The sequence below is a fragment of the Anaerococcus martiniensis genome (assembly GCF_043187485.1).
Lineage (GTDB): Bacteria > Bacillota > Clostridia > Tissierellales > Peptoniphilaceae > Anaerococcus > Anaerococcus martiniensis.
This window is the reverse complement of the sequence record NZ_CP171106.1, coordinates 1,240,807-1,257,993: the sequence shown is the minus strand read 5'-3', so window position 1 is coordinate 1,257,993 and position 17,187 is coordinate 1,240,807. Positions and strand designations below refer to the sequence as shown.

The 17,187-nt window shown below is 32.9% G+C and carries 21 protein-coding genes; 2 read left to right on the top strand and 19 right to left on the bottom strand.

Going from position 1 to position 17,187, the window contains the following annotated elements; translation table 11 throughout:
• Position 1 precedes the first annotated feature (1 nt).
• The 7 genes from ACF3NF_RS06140 to srtB form a co-directional block, all read right to left on the bottom strand.
• A complete protein-coding gene (locus ACF3NF_RS06140; RefSeq protein WP_394022626.1) occupies positions 2-1,420 on the bottom strand; it encodes a L,D-transpeptidase family protein in 1,419 nt (472 codons plus the stop codon).
• Positions 1,417-2,556, bottom strand: coding sequence for a THUMP domain-containing class I SAM-dependent RNA methyltransferase (locus ACF3NF_RS06135; RefSeq protein ID WP_394022625.1), 1,140 nt, complete (start codon positions 2,554-2,556; stop codon positions 1,417-1,419). Before ACF3NF_RS06135 ends, ACF3NF_RS06140 begins: the two co-directional genes overlap by 4 nt.
• 91 nt (positions 2,557-2,647) lie before the next feature.
• A complete protein-coding gene (locus ACF3NF_RS06130) occupies positions 2,648-3,466 on the bottom strand; it encodes an alpha/beta hydrolase family protein (protein WP_394022624.1) in 819 nt (272 codons plus the stop codon).
• A 1-nt stretch (position 3,467) separates the two neighbouring features.
• Complete coding sequence (locus ACF3NF_RS06125; RefSeq protein WP_394024448.1) at positions 3,468-4,844, bottom strand: NAD(P)/FAD-dependent oxidoreductase; 1,377 nt, start codon at positions 4,842-4,844, stop codon at positions 3,468-3,470.
• A 67-nt stretch (positions 4,845-4,911) separates the two neighbouring features.
• Positions 4,912-5,457: a TIGR01440 family protein gene (locus tag ACF3NF_RS06120; protein ID WP_394022623.1), complete on the bottom strand. Its 546-nt coding sequence runs from the start codon at positions 5,455-5,457 to the stop codon at positions 4,912-4,914.
• 72 nt (positions 5,458-5,529) lie between these two features.
• On the bottom strand, positions 5,530-6,435 hold the full coding sequence (locus ACF3NF_RS06115) for a DNA-3-methyladenine glycosylase family protein (protein WP_394024446.1): 906 nt from the start codon (positions 6,433-6,435) through the stop codon (positions 5,530-5,532).
• Complete coding sequence (gene srtB / locus ACF3NF_RS06110) at positions 6,432-7,220, bottom strand: class B sortase (RefSeq protein WP_394022622.1); 789 nt, start codon at positions 7,218-7,220, stop codon at positions 6,432-6,434. Before srtB ends, ACF3NF_RS06115 begins: the two co-directional genes overlap by 4 nt.
• An 84-nt stretch (positions 7,221-7,304) precedes the next feature.
• Between srtB and ACF3NF_RS06105 the strand changes: the two genes are divergently transcribed.
• Both ACF3NF_RS06105 and ACF3NF_RS06100 read left to right on the top strand, forming a co-directional pair.
• Positions 7,305-7,538: a glutaredoxin family protein gene (locus tag ACF3NF_RS06105; RefSeq protein ID WP_262121831.1), complete on the top strand. Its 234-nt coding sequence runs from the start codon at positions 7,305-7,307 to the stop codon at positions 7,536-7,538.
• 48 nt (positions 7,539-7,586) lie between these two features.
• Positions 7,587-8,408 (top strand): HAD family hydrolase, encoded by an 822-nt coding sequence (locus tag ACF3NF_RS06100; RefSeq protein WP_394022621.1) that lies wholly within the window; start codon positions 7,587-7,589, stop codon positions 8,406-8,408.
• Positions 8,409-8,440: 32 nt separating this feature from the next.
• Here ACF3NF_RS06100 and ACF3NF_RS06095 read toward each other — a convergent pair whose 3' ends face one another.
• From ACF3NF_RS06095 to thiD, 12 genes are all read right to left on the bottom strand, one after another.
• Entirely contained in the window at positions 8,441-8,719 is a 279-nt protein-coding gene (locus tag ACF3NF_RS06095) for a hypothetical protein (RefSeq protein WP_262121827.1), read from the bottom strand.
• A 115-nt stretch (positions 8,720-8,834) separates the two neighbouring features.
• Entirely contained in the window at positions 8,835-9,542 is a 708-nt protein-coding gene (locus tag ACF3NF_RS06090) for an aldose epimerase family protein (RefSeq protein WP_394022620.1), read from the bottom strand.
• Positions 9,539-10,054, bottom strand: coding sequence for a ferritin (locus tag ACF3NF_RS06085; RefSeq protein ID WP_394022619.1), 516 nt, complete (start codon positions 10,052-10,054; stop codon positions 9,539-9,541). Before ACF3NF_RS06085 ends, ACF3NF_RS06090 begins: the two co-directional genes overlap by 4 nt.
• Positions 10,055-10,057: 3 nt before the next feature.
• On the bottom strand, positions 10,058-10,357 hold the full coding sequence (locus ACF3NF_RS06080; RefSeq protein WP_394022618.1) for a hypothetical protein: 300 nt from the start codon (positions 10,355-10,357) through the stop codon (positions 10,058-10,060).
• 60 nt (positions 10,358-10,417) lie between these two features.
• A complete protein-coding gene (locus ACF3NF_RS06075; RefSeq protein ID WP_394022617.1) occupies positions 10,418-11,068 on the bottom strand; it encodes an epoxyqueuosine reductase QueH in 651 nt (216 codons plus the stop codon).
• 73 nt (positions 11,069-11,141) lie between these two features.
• Positions 11,142-11,534, bottom strand: a complete 393-nt coding sequence (rpsI, locus tag ACF3NF_RS06070) for a 30S ribosomal protein S9 (protein ID WP_262121815.1) — start codon at positions 11,532-11,534, stop codon at positions 11,142-11,144.
• 10 nt (positions 11,535-11,544) lie between these two features.
• Positions 11,545-11,985, bottom strand: coding sequence for a 50S ribosomal protein L13 (gene rplM / locus ACF3NF_RS06065; RefSeq protein ID WP_262121812.1), 441 nt, complete (start codon positions 11,983-11,985; stop codon positions 11,545-11,547).
• Positions 11,986-12,176: 191 nt separating this feature from the next.
• Positions 12,177-12,971, bottom strand: a complete 795-nt coding sequence (locus tag ACF3NF_RS06060) for an ABC transporter permease (protein ID WP_394022616.1) — start codon at positions 12,969-12,971, stop codon at positions 12,177-12,179.
• Positions 12,968-13,792, bottom strand: a complete 825-nt coding sequence (locus ACF3NF_RS06055) for an ABC transporter permease (protein ID WP_262121807.1) — start codon at positions 13,790-13,792, stop codon at positions 12,968-12,970. The genes ACF3NF_RS06060 and ACF3NF_RS06055 overlap by 4 nt, the downstream gene beginning before the upstream one ends.
• The gene (locus ACF3NF_RS06050; RefSeq protein ID WP_394022615.1) at positions 13,789-14,856 is read right to left on the bottom strand and encodes an ABC transporter ATP-binding protein; all 1,068 of its coding nucleotides are present in this window, start codon (positions 14,854-14,856) and stop codon (positions 13,789-13,791) included. The genes ACF3NF_RS06055 and ACF3NF_RS06050 overlap by 4 nt, the downstream gene beginning before the upstream one ends.
• Positions 14,857-14,865: 9 nt before the next feature.
• A complete protein-coding gene (locus tag ACF3NF_RS06045; protein WP_394022614.1) occupies positions 14,866-15,900 on the bottom strand; it encodes an ABC transporter substrate-binding protein in 1,035 nt (344 codons plus the stop codon).
• A 370-nt stretch (positions 15,901-16,270) separates the two neighbouring features.
• A complete protein-coding gene (thiD, locus tag ACF3NF_RS06040; RefSeq protein ID WP_394022613.1) occupies positions 16,271-17,074 on the bottom strand; it encodes a bifunctional hydroxymethylpyrimidine kinase/phosphomethylpyrimidine kinase in 804 nt (267 codons plus the stop codon).
• Between the last annotated feature and the right edge of the window lie 113 nt (positions 17,075-17,187).

Sequence of the window (17,187 nt, the reverse complement as noted above, 5' to 3'; positions counted from 1 at the left end):
CTTAATAAGCCATAGCTGGTGAATTGTTAGTGCTTGATTCGTAAACTATAACCGGAGTTACATAATCAACATTTTCAAACAAAGCTTTTGCAGCTGATGGTGGTAGGTTGTAGCAACCATGAGATCCATTTTGCAGATAAAGTTCTCCACCAAAGGCTCCACGCCATGGTGCATCATGGAATCCTTCTCCATCCCAGCCAATTGGCATCCAATAATCAACTGGAGTTTCATATTGAGTTACTCCGTCAAAGTTAAATCCTTTTAGCTTGGTATTTGCAGCCTTATTTAAAATTTGTCCAACACCTACATTACTTGCCCAGCCATCAACTGGTCTTCCTGATACAAAATCAGATTCTAAAATTAACTCACCATTTTTATAAAACCACATATGTTGGCGAGAAATATCTACTTCTACATAAGTATCACCAATATCTTCACCAGTTTCTGTTCTTACATAAGCAATATTTGCATAAACTGGCTCTATATCTCCACTTTTTCTAGAATTAATTTGTTCATAAATTTTATCAATCATGCCATCAATATCTAATTTAAAACCATAAACTCCTGGTCCAACAACTATTTCACCAATGCCAGTAGCATTAAATTTACGATTTTTCCCGTAAGTATCAGTTTCACTTGCTAGATATTTTACGTATTCATGGACTTTGTCGTAGTTTAATTCAAGACCATGTTCATTCATATCAAATAATTCTAATAAAGAATCACCTTCTAGTTTGAAATCAAAGCCATTAAAATTAAATGAAATTGTCATATCCTTGATATGGTCAGCATCTTCTATAATTTTTTGTAATTCTGGATCATTGCTTTTTACCTCTGGGGCAAAGTAATAGCTATTATCCAAAGCTACTTCTTTACTTTTGGTATTTATACTATCGATAATTGATTTTTTTAGTTTTTCCTTATCGATTTTGTTACCCTCAACCTCTTTTTCAATTACAAATTCACCATTTTTTATGGCAATTTTTGCATCTTGAGGCTCAGTAATACCATTCATTAAATTTGAATCATCAATTTTTTTATTTAGTTTTTCTTGATTATAGTCTACCTTGTAGTCAAAATTATAATCTTGCTCTTTTTTATTCACCACTGCACCTGGCCATGCAAATGGATTTTGATCTATTTTTGCATCTTTAGGCAACTCAGCAGTGTAGTCAATATCTTTAGGATTTATAGTTAGTTCTCTGCCATCACGTCCTGTAACTTTTAATCCAAAATCATCCGGCGCAGCTGCCAAAGCTTCTTTTTTAGAAGCATATGAAATGTCCTTGCCATTTAAAATTGTTCCTGGCAGGGCTATATATGAAAAAATTACAGTTCCAATTAGATAAATAGCTACAATAACAGATAGAATCAGAATAGCTATTCTTTTCCCGTCAGTGTTTTCTTTCTTTGCAGTCAATTATTTCCTCCATTTTTATCAGGTTTCTTTCCGTAATATTGGTAAAAATCTACCTTTTCTCCACCGTTATATAGTTTTCTCTTTTTTGAAAGTTTTCTCTTAAATTTTTGATCAAATTTTTCATCACTACTAATAAAATACAAGGACCAAGTGTCTTTGTTTTTAAATTTGTCATTTATTTTTGCATAAATCTCATCTGTGTCAATGTTAGATAATCTCTCTCCATAAGGAGGATTTGAAATCATAATCCCAAAATCATCCTTAATAGCAACATTTGAAAAATCTCGAGTCAGAAATGAAATATCCTCACCAACACCAGCATTTATGGCATTGTTTTTGGCAAGGGAAATTGCTCTACCAGAAATATCTGAACCTAGCAAGTTTAATTTTTTGTCATAATCAATTACTTCCAAGGATTGTTTTTTGGTCAGTTTATGTTGGTCTTTGTCAATGAAAATAAAGTTTTCAAAATCAAAATTACGGTCTATGCCAGGAGCAATATTGCGAGCCTTTCTAGCAGCTTCTATCAAAATAGTTCCAGAGCCGCAAAACCCATCAAACAAAAACCTATCAGGATTATAAAAAGATAAGTCCACAAGGGCTGCTGCCAAGTTTTCACGAAGCGGTGCTTTTACACTATCTTCGCGGTAACCACGCTTATGAAGACCCTCTCCAGAAGTATCAATTGCAATTGTAGCAATGTCATTTTTAAGCATTACCTCAATTTGAACCCTATGGCCAGATTTATCAAAGTGCTTGATATTGAATCTTTTTCTCATTGAATCGACAATAGCTTTTTCTGTGACAGATTGAATGCTAGGAACAGAAAATAATTTTGACTTATGAGTCCTAGCAGCCACCATAAAATTGCTATCCTTAGCCAAGTAATCAGGCCAAGAGATTTTCTTCACCCCTTCAAAAAGCTGGTCAAAGTCATTTGCCATAAATTCATCAACAACAAGATAAACCCTATCTGCCTGTCGTAAATTTATATTTAGTTTTGAAATATCAGATAAATTAGCATTTAAACTAATCATCCCATCACTAACTTCAAAATCTTCATATCCCATGTCCAAAAGTTGTCTTTTAACAAGGGCTTCAAGACCGAAACTAGTTGTAATCAAAAATTTAGTCATACTTTTATTATAACTTTAAAAACTAATATTTCATCTTGATTTTTAAGGTATTTTGGTCATTAACAGTAAAAAACCACCCTTAGGTGGTAAATTATTTGTTCTCTTCTAAAAAATTATACATTTTTTCAAAAACTATCTGCCTATGGTCAAAGTTTTTAAAGGAATGATCAGCATCTATTATCTGCTCGTATTTTGCATTAGCAAAAGCTTTCTGAAGTTTTTCATTGGCATCATTAAATACCAAATCATCCTGGGTCCCACGCAAAATCAAAACATTGCCCTTATATCTGCTGGCCTCGCCATAAATATCCTTTGGCAAAAAGTCTAGCAAAAATCCTTTGTGAAGTTTTACTCCGCCTATATCTACATCCTGTGTTTCTCTTAGTTTTTTTGCTATTTCGATCTTATCCAAATTTTGCTTATCGGTTTTTGGATCAAAGTAGGTCATTCCTGCTATTTTTAGGTACTCAGGATTATTCATATCGCTGGCAGGGGCTAAAAGTACCATAGCTTTTGGATTTACTTTTGGGGCAATCAGGGTAGAAATAACTCCACCCAACGAATGCCCTACTAGGTAAATCCTGCTCCTATCTACAAATTTACGTAGCCTTGTAAAATCATAAATCATTATAGCTTCTTCTTCTTCACGGCTTACTGTCATGTCATAAAAGTCGCCGTCGGATTCATTTGTTCCAGAAAAATCAAATCGAACTGTTATATATCCCCTATCAGTTAGATATTTTGAATTTTGTCCACGAAACCAAGCACTTCCATTGCGGTCTCCACCAAATCCGTGGTAGAAAATAACCGTTGCATATTTTTTGGTCGGGTCAAAGTCATCAGGAGTGTTTATTACTCCCCTTAAAATTATGCCATCTTTTTTTGAAATTTTCTCGTAAAAATATTTCATTTTAAGCCCTAGAATTTAAAATCCTAGCCATTTCTACACCAGAAGCTGATGCTTGAGAAAGTGAGTGGGTCACTCCAGAACCATCTCCTAGGCAGTAAAGGCCTTTTTGTCTTGTTTCAAAATTGCTGTCCACATCCACAACTGAATTGTAGAATTTAACTTCTATACCATATAAAAGTGTGTCATCATTTGCCATACCTGGGGCAATCTTATCTAATTGGTAAATCATTTCGATAATATCATCTAGCTGTCTTTTTGGCATTACTAGTGAAAGATCACCAGCAGTTGCATTTAAGGTTGGTTTTGTAAATGATTTTGACATGCGTCTTTCTGATGAACGACGCCCTTTTACTAAATCTCCAAATCTTTGCATCAATACTCCACCACCTAGCATATTTGAAAGTCTAGCAATTGATTCACCATATTCATTTGAATCTTCAAATGGTTCTGTAAATTTGTTGGTTACTAAAAGTGCGAAGTTTGTGTTTGGCGATTGAAGATTAGGATCTGTAAATGAGTGACCATTTACAGTTTGGATTCCATTTGTATTTTCAACAACTACTTGGCCATAAGGATTCATACAAAAAGTACGAACTACATCGTTATATTGTTTGGTTTGATACATTATTTTTGCTTCATAAACATCATCTGTTATGTGTTTAAAAACTTCTGCTGGAACTTCAACACGCACACCAATGTCTACACGGTTTTTACGTGTAGGGACTTCAAATTGGTCGCAAACTTTTGAAATCCATTTTGACCCTGAACGACCCGCTGCAAGCACCAAGTCCTTGCAGGTATAAGTTTCTCCATCATTTGTTTTTAAAGTATAAATCTCATTTTCATAAGAAACTTCAGTAACCATAGTTTTAAATTTAAAGTCTATTTCATCTTTTACGTAGTCATAGATTTTTTGAAGAATGATTTTATTTCTCTCAGTACCAAAGTGTCGAACTTTTGCATCTAAAAGGTGCAAATCGTGTTGGAGACACTTGGTTTTTAAATCATTCTTGTCTGTAGAATATAATTCTAATTCTCCACCATCAAAATCCATCAAAACTGAATCCACATATTCCATTAGATCCATGGCCTTTTTTTCGCCTATGTACTCGTGTAAATCTCCACCAAAATTGGTTGTGATATTGTATTTTCCATCTGAAAGTGTACCTGCTCCTCCAAAACCATACATAATATTGCAAGGATTGCAGTGGATGCAGTGGTCAACTTTTCCATCCGTGATTGGACAAGATCTATTTGCTACTTGCCTACCCCCATCAATTATCAAAACTTTTTTGTCAGTATTTAGTTTTTTAAATTCGTAGGCCATAAAAGCCCCAGCGGCTCCAGCGCCAACTACTATAACATCATAATTTTCCATCATTAACCCTCTTTTCTCTTTTTTAGCCTAAAGTACTATACAAGATTAATTATAAATAACAAGGATATTATTCATATATAGCACGGGCACCGCCAATTAATTTTGAACGAGATTTTAAGGCTGTTACTCTTGCCTTGCCTATGTACTTTTCTTCTAGTCTTAGGGGTACTTGGACAAATTTTACATGCATACCGATTTCTGTATCACCAATGTCAATCCCTGCTTTTGCAATCACATGTTCAATTACAACTGGATTTTTTATTTGACTAAAGGCAGCCACACTCATTGCCCCACCTGCATTTAGGGCAGGAACTACCGATACAATTTCAAAGTTGTTTTTTAAAGCTACTTCCTTTTCAATGACTATGGCACGATTTATATGCTCGCAGCATTGGACAGCAAGCTTTATATTTTTTTCATCAAGAATTTCTAATACCGTTTTGATTACTGCATTTCCGATTTCTAAGCTAGAATCTTTTCCAATTGTTCCGCCATTTATTTCACTAGTTGATCCACCTAAAACTAGGATGTCATTTTCTTTTAAATCTGCTTTTATAATCAATTCATCGATTGCATTTCTAGTTTGATCTTTAATTTTTTCTAAATTTTCCATATATAAAGCTCCTTATATATATTATACAACTTTAAATTTTTCCAAAAAAATAACCCTAAGCTATACTTAAGGTTATTTTCCTATTTTTTCTTCACGACCGTAATAAAATAAATATTGTTGGGCATAGCCAGCTAGCTTTCCAAAATATTCTCTTGCATAGTCATCCACCAGTTTTTTTGGCACTTCATGGCCTATAAAAAGAGTTTCCATTACACGTTTTATCCAAACATCTACCGGGAAAGTTTCTCTTCTATGGTAAGTAAAAAGTAAAATGCAATCAGCAACCTTTGGACCAATTCCTGGCATTTGCATTAGTTTTTCTTTTAAATCCTCAGTTGATAGCGTCTGATCAATATCAAAATCTAAATATCCATCAGCAACCATCTTGCTAGCTTCAACAATTCTTACATCACGAAAACCAACTCTGGCAAATTCACGTAGTTCTAAAGGGTCTACCTTTGCTAAAACTTCTGGTCTTGGAAATGCATAGTATTTGCGTCCCATATATTCGCCAATATAGTCACCATATCTTTCACTAATGATTTTTATAGAATTTTTTATCCTAGTGATTCCATTATTTGCTGAAATTATAAATGAAATAACTGTTTCAAACATCTCTTGATTTAAAATCCTAATTCCATAGCCATAATCTGATGCTGTTTTTAAAATTTCATTTTCTGATAATTTTTCTCTTATCTCACTGTAATCAGTGCCAAGATCAAAGTAATCATAAAAAACTTCATAAAACTCATCTAGGGAGATATTTCTAATTAGAACGTGGTCTTCTTTTTGAAGGACATTTATAATTTTTCCTAGGTGGACAGCCGTATATGAACCGTCTTCTTCGATATTAAAATTAAAACATTGGCCACATTCAAAAATATGGGTTGGGTTGAAGGATTCGTGTCTTAAAACTAATCCCCCACTAGCTTCACTTATATCAATTTGGTTTTTTTCTTCAAAAATATATCTCATTATTTAACCCTAACTGCATGGATAGCTAGTCTTTGGTCAGCATAATCGTATTGGCAGGTAGAAAGTGTGATGATTTGATCATCTGGCTTAAATGTTACATCTGGCATAACTACCTCAGAGTTGCTTCTTAATTGATTAAAGTAAGGAACAACATCATCTCTATTTGTAAAATAAAGGGTCCTGTATGCATAGTCTGCAGGAATTCCGTATGCTGAGAATATTTGGTACTCACGTAATTCTGTTTTTGTTGCAAGATATATAGTTGTGTGATTTTCTGCAAATTCTTGTTTTCTATATTGGTCAAGTGGAGTAAACATTGAGTTTATCTCCAAATGGTGACCATAAATTACAGTATTATCATCGTTAAAATCTGGTTTATTATTCATGTCAATGAATATAGACCCAGCAATGTCATATTCTTTATTTATTCCACGGCGAAGGTAAAAATCATTATCTGCTCCTTGTAAAACTGGATAAGCTATACCAACATCTGGAATTTCAATAAATCCAACTATATCATCATTGTTATATTTTTTAGCAAGGGCATCCATTACTTTTAAATAGTGTTGGTGTTTTTGCTCCCATGGGTCAACATTTGAGTTTTGATCAGGATTATCATCGCTTTCATGCTGCATTTCTGACTCAACTTCTTTAACCACATTTGCCAATTCTTTATTATTATTTGCATTAGTTCTGTAATCTAGTAGTCTTTTTCCTAAAATCGCAATACAAGCAAGGATTATAAGAATTAGGAAAAATCTAATGACACTCATTACTTTAGATTTCATCTTACCACCTTTAAAATTTTGTTACTATTAGTATAATATACCATAATGAAGATAATATGAAAATAAATTTAAGGAGAAAAAATAATGAATGATTATAAATTATTTGTAGGGACAATTTGCCCTTATTGCCAAAAAGTAGAAAATTTTATGAAAGAAAATGATATAGAAATTGAAATTGTAAATATAGACCAAGACCGCGAAGCAATGCGTGAATTAATAGATAATGGTGGAAAAAGACAAATACCATGCCTATACCACGATGGCGAATATCTATACGAATCAGATGATATAATCGAATTTTTGAGAGAAAATAAATAATTGTCATAAATTTTGCTCAAATGGGAATAATTTGTATAAGGAGCATTTATGATAAAACTGATAACATCTGATATTGATGAAACTTTGGTGGACAATTTAAAAAATGTCCCAGAAATTAATACAAAAGCAATTGCCAAAGCAGAAGACAATGGCATGAAAGTAATTCTTGCAACAGGCAGAGGCCCTTACGAACTAAATGAAATTCCAGATCAAGCTGGAGTCATAAAAGAAGATAGATTTATAATCTGTTGTAATGGTGCAATCACCCTAAAGGCAGAGGATAGACAAATAGTTGATTCATTGCCACTAGAATTTGAATATGCCAAAAACGTCTTTGAATACGCTTACAAAAATAATTTAGAATTTTTTGTATACACCTTAGATTGCAAGTATGCTATAAATCTAGACCCAATTGAAAAATCAAACGCCTACACAAATGATACCTGTATTAAGGAAATCCAAGGTACAAATATTGATTTTTTAAAAGATAAAATCATATTAAAGGCCTTAATAAAAAATAATGATATAGACTTCCTCCATTCATTAGAGGTAGATGTAGCAGCAATCACAGATTATAGTTGTGAAATCGCTTATTCTTCTGATATGTATATGGAAATAAACGCAAAAAATGTAAATAAGGCCACAGCCTTAAGAAAAGTTTGCGACCATTATGACATAGATATGGAAAATACTTTAGTAATTGGTGATAATTATAATGATGTAGCAATGATAGAGGCTGCAGGTATTGGTGTAGCAGTGGCAAATGCCCACTTGCAGGTAAAAGAAGTGGCAGATTTTGTAACAAAATCAAACAATGAAGAAGGTGCAGTTGCAGAAGCAATCGAAAAATACGCCTTTAATAAGAAATAAAAAAAAGAGCTGACTAATAAAGTCAGTTCTTTTTAATTGTACCAATATTTCTCTTTATCATTAAAAAACTTTTTGTAGACCAAATAGATAACTCCACCAGCTAAAATTACTGGTAAAAACTGAACTATAAGTCCAATCCCTAGTCCAAAAATAATTAGTGGTAGGAAAAGTATGCCGCCAATTAATAAAAATGGCAATAATAAGGCTTTTCCAACTATCTTTATTACTAGGCCAATAACAGCAAAAATAATTTTAAAGACTAGTGAAAATATAAAAGCACCTAGTGCAAATGTAAAAATTGTAGTTAACATATCTTTCCCCTTTCGAAATAAGTTAAAATCCTATTTCAATATCCTAATAATATTATACCACATTTTTAAATAAATCAACAATTTTATTGTATATTTAACTTAGATTTTAAATATATTAAAAGTGTACTTTAATTTCACAAGCCATTTCAAAAATTTCTTTAGATTTTAAATGATATATTTCTTTTTTTTCATCCTCAAAGGCATTGCCATTATAGGTTGGCTCAATACAAATATAATCTCCCTTAAAATCAGACCAAAAGACATATCTATTAATATTTTTTAAGCCTAAGATTTCAACATCATTAGAATTTATAGTAAATTTTTGATTTTGGCCCCTTTCATAAATACTTTTTGGCAAATCAGCCTTATCTATATTTTTATCATTTATGGTAACCGGCCTATGATCAGCGTAAAAATATGGGTGAAAACCTGGAGCAATTAGTTTTTCTTCGTTAGAATTATTTTCTATTTCTAAATTTAATAATAGATTTGGGCCATCTAGCTTATAGCTTACAATAAATCTGACCTCTTTATAAGCATCGACTCCATCTAGGGATAATTTTATAAAATCTTCCCTCTGCTCCAAAACTTCCCACAACAAATCCCTTCCAAATCCATGAGAGGGAAGGGATTTTAATGTATTATCAAAGCCAAAATTAGGAGCACAAATATGCATACCACCGCGAATTTTTAATTGTTCTCCAATTTTTACCATTACTTTTGGAAAAAATATTGGATTTCCTTTTACTTCAAAATTATCGATGTAGGCGCCATTTGTATTTACTTCTAATCTAGCAATTGAGTTTTCAAGCCTTATTTTCATAGATTCACATTTGGAATATCTGGTGATTCCGCTGGTCCTCTTTGACCTAATTCTTGGTCAAGCATATAGATTGAGTGCCAGTCATCTCCAACTCTTTCCATTCTTGTAATCATTTTTGTGAAATTTTCTTCTTCTTCTACTTGCTCATCGATATACCATTGGATAAATGAAAATACTCTTGCATCTTCTTCACGAGCCACATTTGAAATTTCTATAATTCTTCTAGTTACTTCTTTTTCATGATCTAGGGCTGTTTTTAATACTTCAAGTACTGAGGAGTAATCATCTTTTGGTTCTGCAATTGCTTTATAGTGTGGTTTGTAACCTACAGATTGAAGGAACTTTCTCATGCCTTCACCATGCATAATTTCTTCTTCTACCTGAATGTCTAACCATTTTGTAAAACCATCTAGGTCTAGGTCATCAGTATATGCACTCATTGCTTTATAAATATAAGCTGATTCATATTCAAAGTTCATTTGTTCATTTAGTAAATCTAATACATTGCTCATTTCTTATACCTCTTTCATTTCTAAAAAATTGTCATATAAAACATATACCCCATAAAAATCTAAATTATTTTTTAATAAGATTTTAGTAATCTGGCCTATGTTCTTTAGTGAAATCTCGACTGTAAATGAATTATTGCCCACATTTATTTTATCGTGGGCAAGTAATGATTGTTCTTTAATTTCATTAAAAAATTTTTTTGCCTTTGATCTATCAAAATCATATTCCAAAACAAAGGTCACCGGATATGTTATTGATAAATCATCTTCATATTCTATTTTTTTGATTAAAGATACATTTTTCATAAACAAGCCTCATATTTTTTCTATTATACAATTACCCAATTTTTACAAAAAAACACAGGATTATAATCCTGTGCCATCATTTTTCATTTCTTCATTGTGTTTTTTCATTTCATTATACGAAAATACGCAACCGCAGTATGATTGCCTGTATAATTGATATTTTTTTGATAATTCAATGGACATTTGGTAGCCATTTCGTTTTTTAAAGTCGGAGTATAAGTATTTTACTCCATATTCTTCTTCTAATCCCCTGCCAATTTCATTTATCCATTTAGAATTTTTGTATGGAGAAATTGAAAGTGTTGTACAAAAATAATCATAGCCGTGCTCTTTGGCATATTTCGCAGTTTCTCTAAGCCTTAGCTTGTAGCAATCATAGCAAGCCTCGCCACCTTCAGCTGAGTCTTTTCTTTTTTTTGCTACATCATAAAAGTCTCTTACATCATTTTCTGGGACAATTACTTTGCCATCTATGCCGATTCTTTTGGCCAAGACACCAACATAATCACTTCTTTTTTCTAATTCTGTCCTTGGATATATCATAGGATTGTAAAAATACATGTCTATATCAAAATCATCTTTTATCCTATGCATAACTGTTGTCGAGCATGGAGCACAGCATACTTGCATAAGAAGTTTTGGTTTTAATCCTTCTTTTCTATTCTTATCTATTATTTTTTCCATTTCTAGATTGTAGTTTATATTATTCATAAAAATGATTATACCTTTAAAATTTCAAATAAAAAAAGCACATATAATATATGTGCTTGTAATTTCTGTAATATTATCTTTTTGAGAATTGTGAAGATTTTCTTGCTTTCTTTTGACCTGGTTTGTATCTTTCTTTTTTACGTGGGTCACGTGTAAGAAATCCTGCTCTTTTTAGAGCTTGTCTGTAATCAGGGTTTACTTCAAGAAGGGCTCTAGCAATAGCGTGTCTGATAGCTCCTGCTTGTCCGTTGTATCCACCACCGTTTACGTTTACTTTGATGTCAAAGCTATTTTCATTTTCTGTTAGTGCAAGTGGTGATTTTGCAACGATTCTTAAAGTTTCGAAATCAAAATATTCTTCGATATTTCTACCATTTACTACAATATTTCCGCTACCTGGTCTCATTGTAACTCTGGCAACTGCGGATTTTCTACGTCCTGTTGATTGAATAATTGTATCTGCCATTTAAGTCTCCTTACTGTAATTCCAATTTTTCAGGCATTTGAGCTTCGTGATTGTGGTCAGGGCCTGCTACAACTCTAAGTTTTTTAGCCATTTGGCGACCTAGTTTGTTGTGTGGAAGCATACCGATAACTGCATGTTCAACGATTCTTTCTGGGTGTTTGTTCATCATATCTTTGTAAGATGTGATTTTTAAACCACCTGTGTAACCTGAGTATCTTTTGTATTCTTTTTGGTTTTCTTTGTTACCTGTAAGTCTAACTTTATCAGCGTTAACAACAATTACATAATCTCCCATATCCATATTTGGAGTAAATGTAGCTTTATGTTTTCCTCTTAAAATTGCTGCTACTTGTGTAGCAAGACGTCCTAATACAGCTCCTTCTGCATCAACAACATACCATTTTCTTTCGATGTCGCTTGCACTTGGAGTGTAAGTTTTTTGATATTTCATCAATATTCCTCCTATAAAAATTTTCGCCTATCATATTTAGACACCGCAGCTGATAGGTGGCGGCTGTACTCGTCCTGACATTTGTTTTTAAAATCGCTTACAGGAAGCGCGATTTGATCGAAAAGTTTCATAAAAGAAACTTCATAGTCGACTGCTATATATTACTATAAATTCTTGACCTTGTCAAGGATTTAATGCATAAAAGTTGTTGGATTTTTCTCCTTACCAAAGATTACTTTTCTATTTTGAATCAATAAGAAAATAAATACCACTACAAATATTATTGTAGAAAGTGCATTTATAGATGGATTTATCCCCCTGCGGGCCATGGAATAAATAGTCATTGATAGGTTTGAAACCCCATTTCCCGATGTAAAGTATGAAATTGCAAAATCATCTAAGGAAAGGGTAAAAGAAATCAAGGCCCCCGCAAAAATCCCATTTTTGATATTTGGTATCAATACTTTTCTAACAGCATATGAAGGGGTTGCACCAAGATCTAGGGCAGCTTCTATAATATTTTTATCCATGGCTTCTACTGCTGGAAGCACTGTCAAAACTACATAGGGAATGCAAAACATAACATGGGATAAAATCATAGTTAAATAGCCCAAATTTAACTTCAAAAATCCATAAAGACCCATCAAAGATATGGCTGTAATTATATCTGGATTTAAGACTGGCAGATAATTTATATTTAAGATTGCATTTTTCTTTCTGCCACGTAGTTCTGAGATACCGATTGCTGAAAGTGTACCGATAATTGTCGCAACAATAGTCGCTACAACGGCCACTATCAAAGTTGTTTTTACTGCAGAAATTATCTCAGGATTTGAAAAAAGTTCTGTATACCAATCAGTTGTAAAACCTACCCAACGGCCACGAAGTTTGCTATCATTAAATGAAAAAACTATCATCACCACAATTGGAGCATACAAAAACAAAAAAACTATGATTGTATAAAGGCGTTCTAAAAATTTTCTCATACAATATCCCCTTCCAAATCACGGCCAAATCTTCTTTGGATAAATAAGGCTAGGAATAAAATTAGCATAAGAATAATTGCTGTGGCTGAACCAAATCCCCAATCTCCTGTAAAGGTAAATTGTTGGTCAATTAAGTTACCTATCATATATACTTTTTGTCCACCAAGCAGGTTTGAAACTACAAAGGTAGATATGGCAGGAATAAAAACCATAATTATACCAGTATAAACTCCCGGCAATGATAGAGGAAATATTACTTTTTTAAAAACTGTTTTCATATCTGCTCCCAAATCTAGGGCAGCATCTATCAGATTTTTGTCAACTTTTTTAAGGGCATTATAAATTTGTATAACCATAAATGGCAAAAATTCATAAATCATACCTAAAATTACGGCAGTTGGAGTATACATTATTCCCAATGTCTCAGCCCCCATTGAGCCCAAAAACCTATTTAAAACCCCATTTCTACCTAAAAGAGTAATCCAACCGTAGGTTCTAAGCAAAAGATTAATCCACATTGGCATTATAAAAACAAAAATTAATGAAGATGCTACTGCCTCATCCATTCTTGAAATAATATAAGCCACAGGGTATCCAATTATTAAGCAACCTAGAGTTGCTAAAAATGAAATAAGAAGGGTAATCCCAAGCATTTTTAAATAAATAGGTTCAAAAAATCTGGAATAATTTTTTAAACTAAAGCTAAAATTATCAAAGGCAATAGAGCCTGACCCGTTAAATGAATATAAAAGTATCAGTACTAGGGGCAAAATTATGAAAACTCCAGCCCATACCAGGTAAATATTTAAATATTTTTTCATGCTCTTATCCCCCCAGGCTCAATATTTGTATGTAGATTTGATCTTTCTTCCATTACGTGGATGGCATCTGGATCTATGGCAACACTTACATTTGTTCCAATTGCAACATCCTCGGGATTGTGAACATTTATGGCAAAATCTTTACCACAAACTCTTATATCATAGTAAGTCCCCTTAAACATTGAATTTTGAACGCTTCCTTTTAAACTAGCATCTTCAGCCAGATATAAATACTCAGGGCGAAGCATAACACTAACATTTTTTCCTGGTTTTACCTTATCCACGCACGGATAATCATGGCCTAGGAAATTTACCTTGGAACGGTCGACCATTTTGCCATGGAAAATATTGGAATCTCCCAAAAAGTTTGCAACAAAGGCATTTACTGGTTCTTCGTAAATATACTGAGGAGTTCCAAATTGCTCTATAATTCCCTTATTCATAACTGCTATTTTATCTGACATGGAAAGGGCTTCTTCTTGGTCGTGGGTTACATAGATAAATGTGATGCCCACTTCTTTTTGTATATTTTTAAGTTCTATTTGCATTCTTTTTCTTAGCTTTAAGTCAAGGGCACCAAGAGGTTCATCAAATAAAATTATTTCTGGCTCATTAACTAAGGCTCTTGCAATAGCAACCCTTTGTTTTTGCCCACCAGATAATCTTGAAATATCTCTATTGCCATATTTTGCAAGATCGACTAAGTCTAAGGCCTTTTCTACTTTTTTCTTGATTTCATCTTCCTTGTTTTTTTTGATTCTTAAACCAAAGGCTACATTATCAAAAACATTTAAATGAGGAAAGAGTGCATAATTTTGAAAAACTGTATTGATATTTCTTTCATTCGGTGGAATGTTTGATATATCCTTGCCCTCAAAAATCACTTCTCCACTATCAGGTTTTTCAAATCCGCCTATGATTCTTAATGTTGTTGTTTTCCCACAACCAGATGGACCAATTAGGGTAAGAAACTCGCCTCTTTCTACATCTAAATTAATAGATTTTAGTATTTGTTTTTCATCATAAAATTTATCTATATTTCTTAATTGTAAAACTTCGCTCATTATCTCCTCCTAATAAGCTGCTAGGACTTCCACCCAAGAATCATTGTAAACTTGCATATAGTCTTCCAAATCCTTAAATATTTCAGGTTCTGGTAGCTTTGAAAAATCTGGATAAGCTTCCTCTGCATATCTAATATAATCAGGTAATTGTTCACGAACACCTTCAACAACGCAAGTAAAACCCTCCATCCATTCTGCATTTGCTGCCGCTATTTCTGGATTTGTAAAATAATTTATGAATATTTCAGCATTCTTTTTATTTTTAGCCCCCTTTGGGATAGCCAATGAATCTACTTGAAGGTTCATTCCCTCTTCTGGAATGACAAATTTTAGATTTGTGTTTTGGTTTCTCATCAAAAGTGCATCACCAGAATACATAACAGTTATTGTAGCATCTCCTTGGACAACCAAATCACGGGCCTCGTCTGTAAGATAAGCATATACCAAGGGTTTTTGCTTAAGGAGTTCATTTTTTGCTTGGCTTAGTTGGTCCATGTCTTGAGTATTTATAGAATATCCCAATTTTTGCAAGGCAACTGACATTGATAATCTTGGCAAATCATACATTATAATCTCACCCTTGTATTTTGGATCCCAAAGATCTGCCCATTTTGTAATTGGCTCTTTGATAATATCTGTATTATAAACTATGCCAAAATGTGAAGTGAAATATGGAACTGTGTATTCATTCTTAGGATCAAATGGCAATCCCCTGTACTGATCTTCTATGTATTTAAAATTAGGAACATTTGAAAAATCAATTTTTTCAAGCATATCATTTTTAAGTAGTCTTTCCACCATATAATCACTTGGAACTATCACATCATAATTGTTTGATGATTGGGAAAGTTTTATAAACATTTCCTCATCAGATGTAAAAGTTTCATATACTACATCAATGCCAGTTTCTTTTTCAAATTCTGGTATCAGATCCATATCCAGGTATTCGCCAGCGTTAAAAACAACAACTTGATTTTTATCTTTGCTGGAACACGATGTTAGGATTAGTAAAATAAAGCCCATCAATAAAATTTTCTTTTTCATAATTCCTCCTTTTTTAAAATTAGACAAAAAAAGTCCTTGCACATTATTTTGAACAAGGATTTTATAATCATACCTACTTACTCATTATTTAAACCCTCTAGGTATGAAGTTTATTATCAGGATTTGGCAATTTGCCCCCTGTGGTTGTGAGTTTTAACCATATAAATGAGTTTAAAGTATGGCTAAATGTGAGTTGCCCCACCAGTTCTTACCCCACAGGTGTTCTTAATGTATTTTTTTAATTTATTAGATTGTAACTACCCCAATTATAAGGTTAAATATTTCAAATGTCAAACTATATTTTTAGTTTATCAAATGGAAATGATAGTGACAATCATTGCAATTTTAATATTTAAACTTAATTCTAAAATCAAATTTTATAGGCTTCTTTTATATCAAAGGCATGGTTCATTGGTCCACGGCCTTTTCCTAAATCTAGTCCATCATTTAAGGCACCTTCCAGATATTTTTTCGCATTTCTAACAGATTTTTCTAGGCTCTTATCTTTTGCAAGATTTGCAGCAATTGCTGATGAAAGCGTACATCCAGTTCCATGGGTATTTTCGTTTTTTATACGTTCTCCATTAATCCATATAATATTTAGTGAATCAATTTCAAATAATACATCATTTGCATCATTTATTGAGTGCCCACCCTTTACAAGCACACTTACTCCCAGTTCATTAGCCATCTTTTCTGCAGCTACTTCCATATCTATTTCATTTTTGATTTGCATATTAGCTAATATTTCTGCTTCTGGAATATTTGGTGTAATAAGATCAGATAGAGGAATTAATCTTTCTTTTAAAGTATCAATTGCATCATCTTTTAAAAGTTTTGACCCACTAGTTGCAACCATAACTGGATCAAGAACTATGTTTTTTGCTTGATATTCTTCTAATTTTTCTGCAATTGCTATGATTAAATCTTTATCAGATACCATTCCTATTTTGATTGCATCTGGATAAATGTCAGTAAATACTGCATCTAATTGAGATTTCAAAAATTCTGGACTTACATCCATGATGTCTGTAACGCCTGTTGTGTTTTGGGCAGTTAGCGCTGTTATGGCAGACATTGCAAAAACTCCATTAAGGGTCATAGCCTTTAAATCAGCTTGTATGCCTGCTCCTCCAGATGAATCTGATCCTGCAATTGTTAATGCTGTTTTCATATTTTCCTCCTAAAATTTTATAAAAAAAGAATACCACAAGGGGGTATTCTAAAAATCAAAAATTAATTTTCCTACGTTGGCATTACCCAAATCAGGTAAGGTCGATGGTCTAC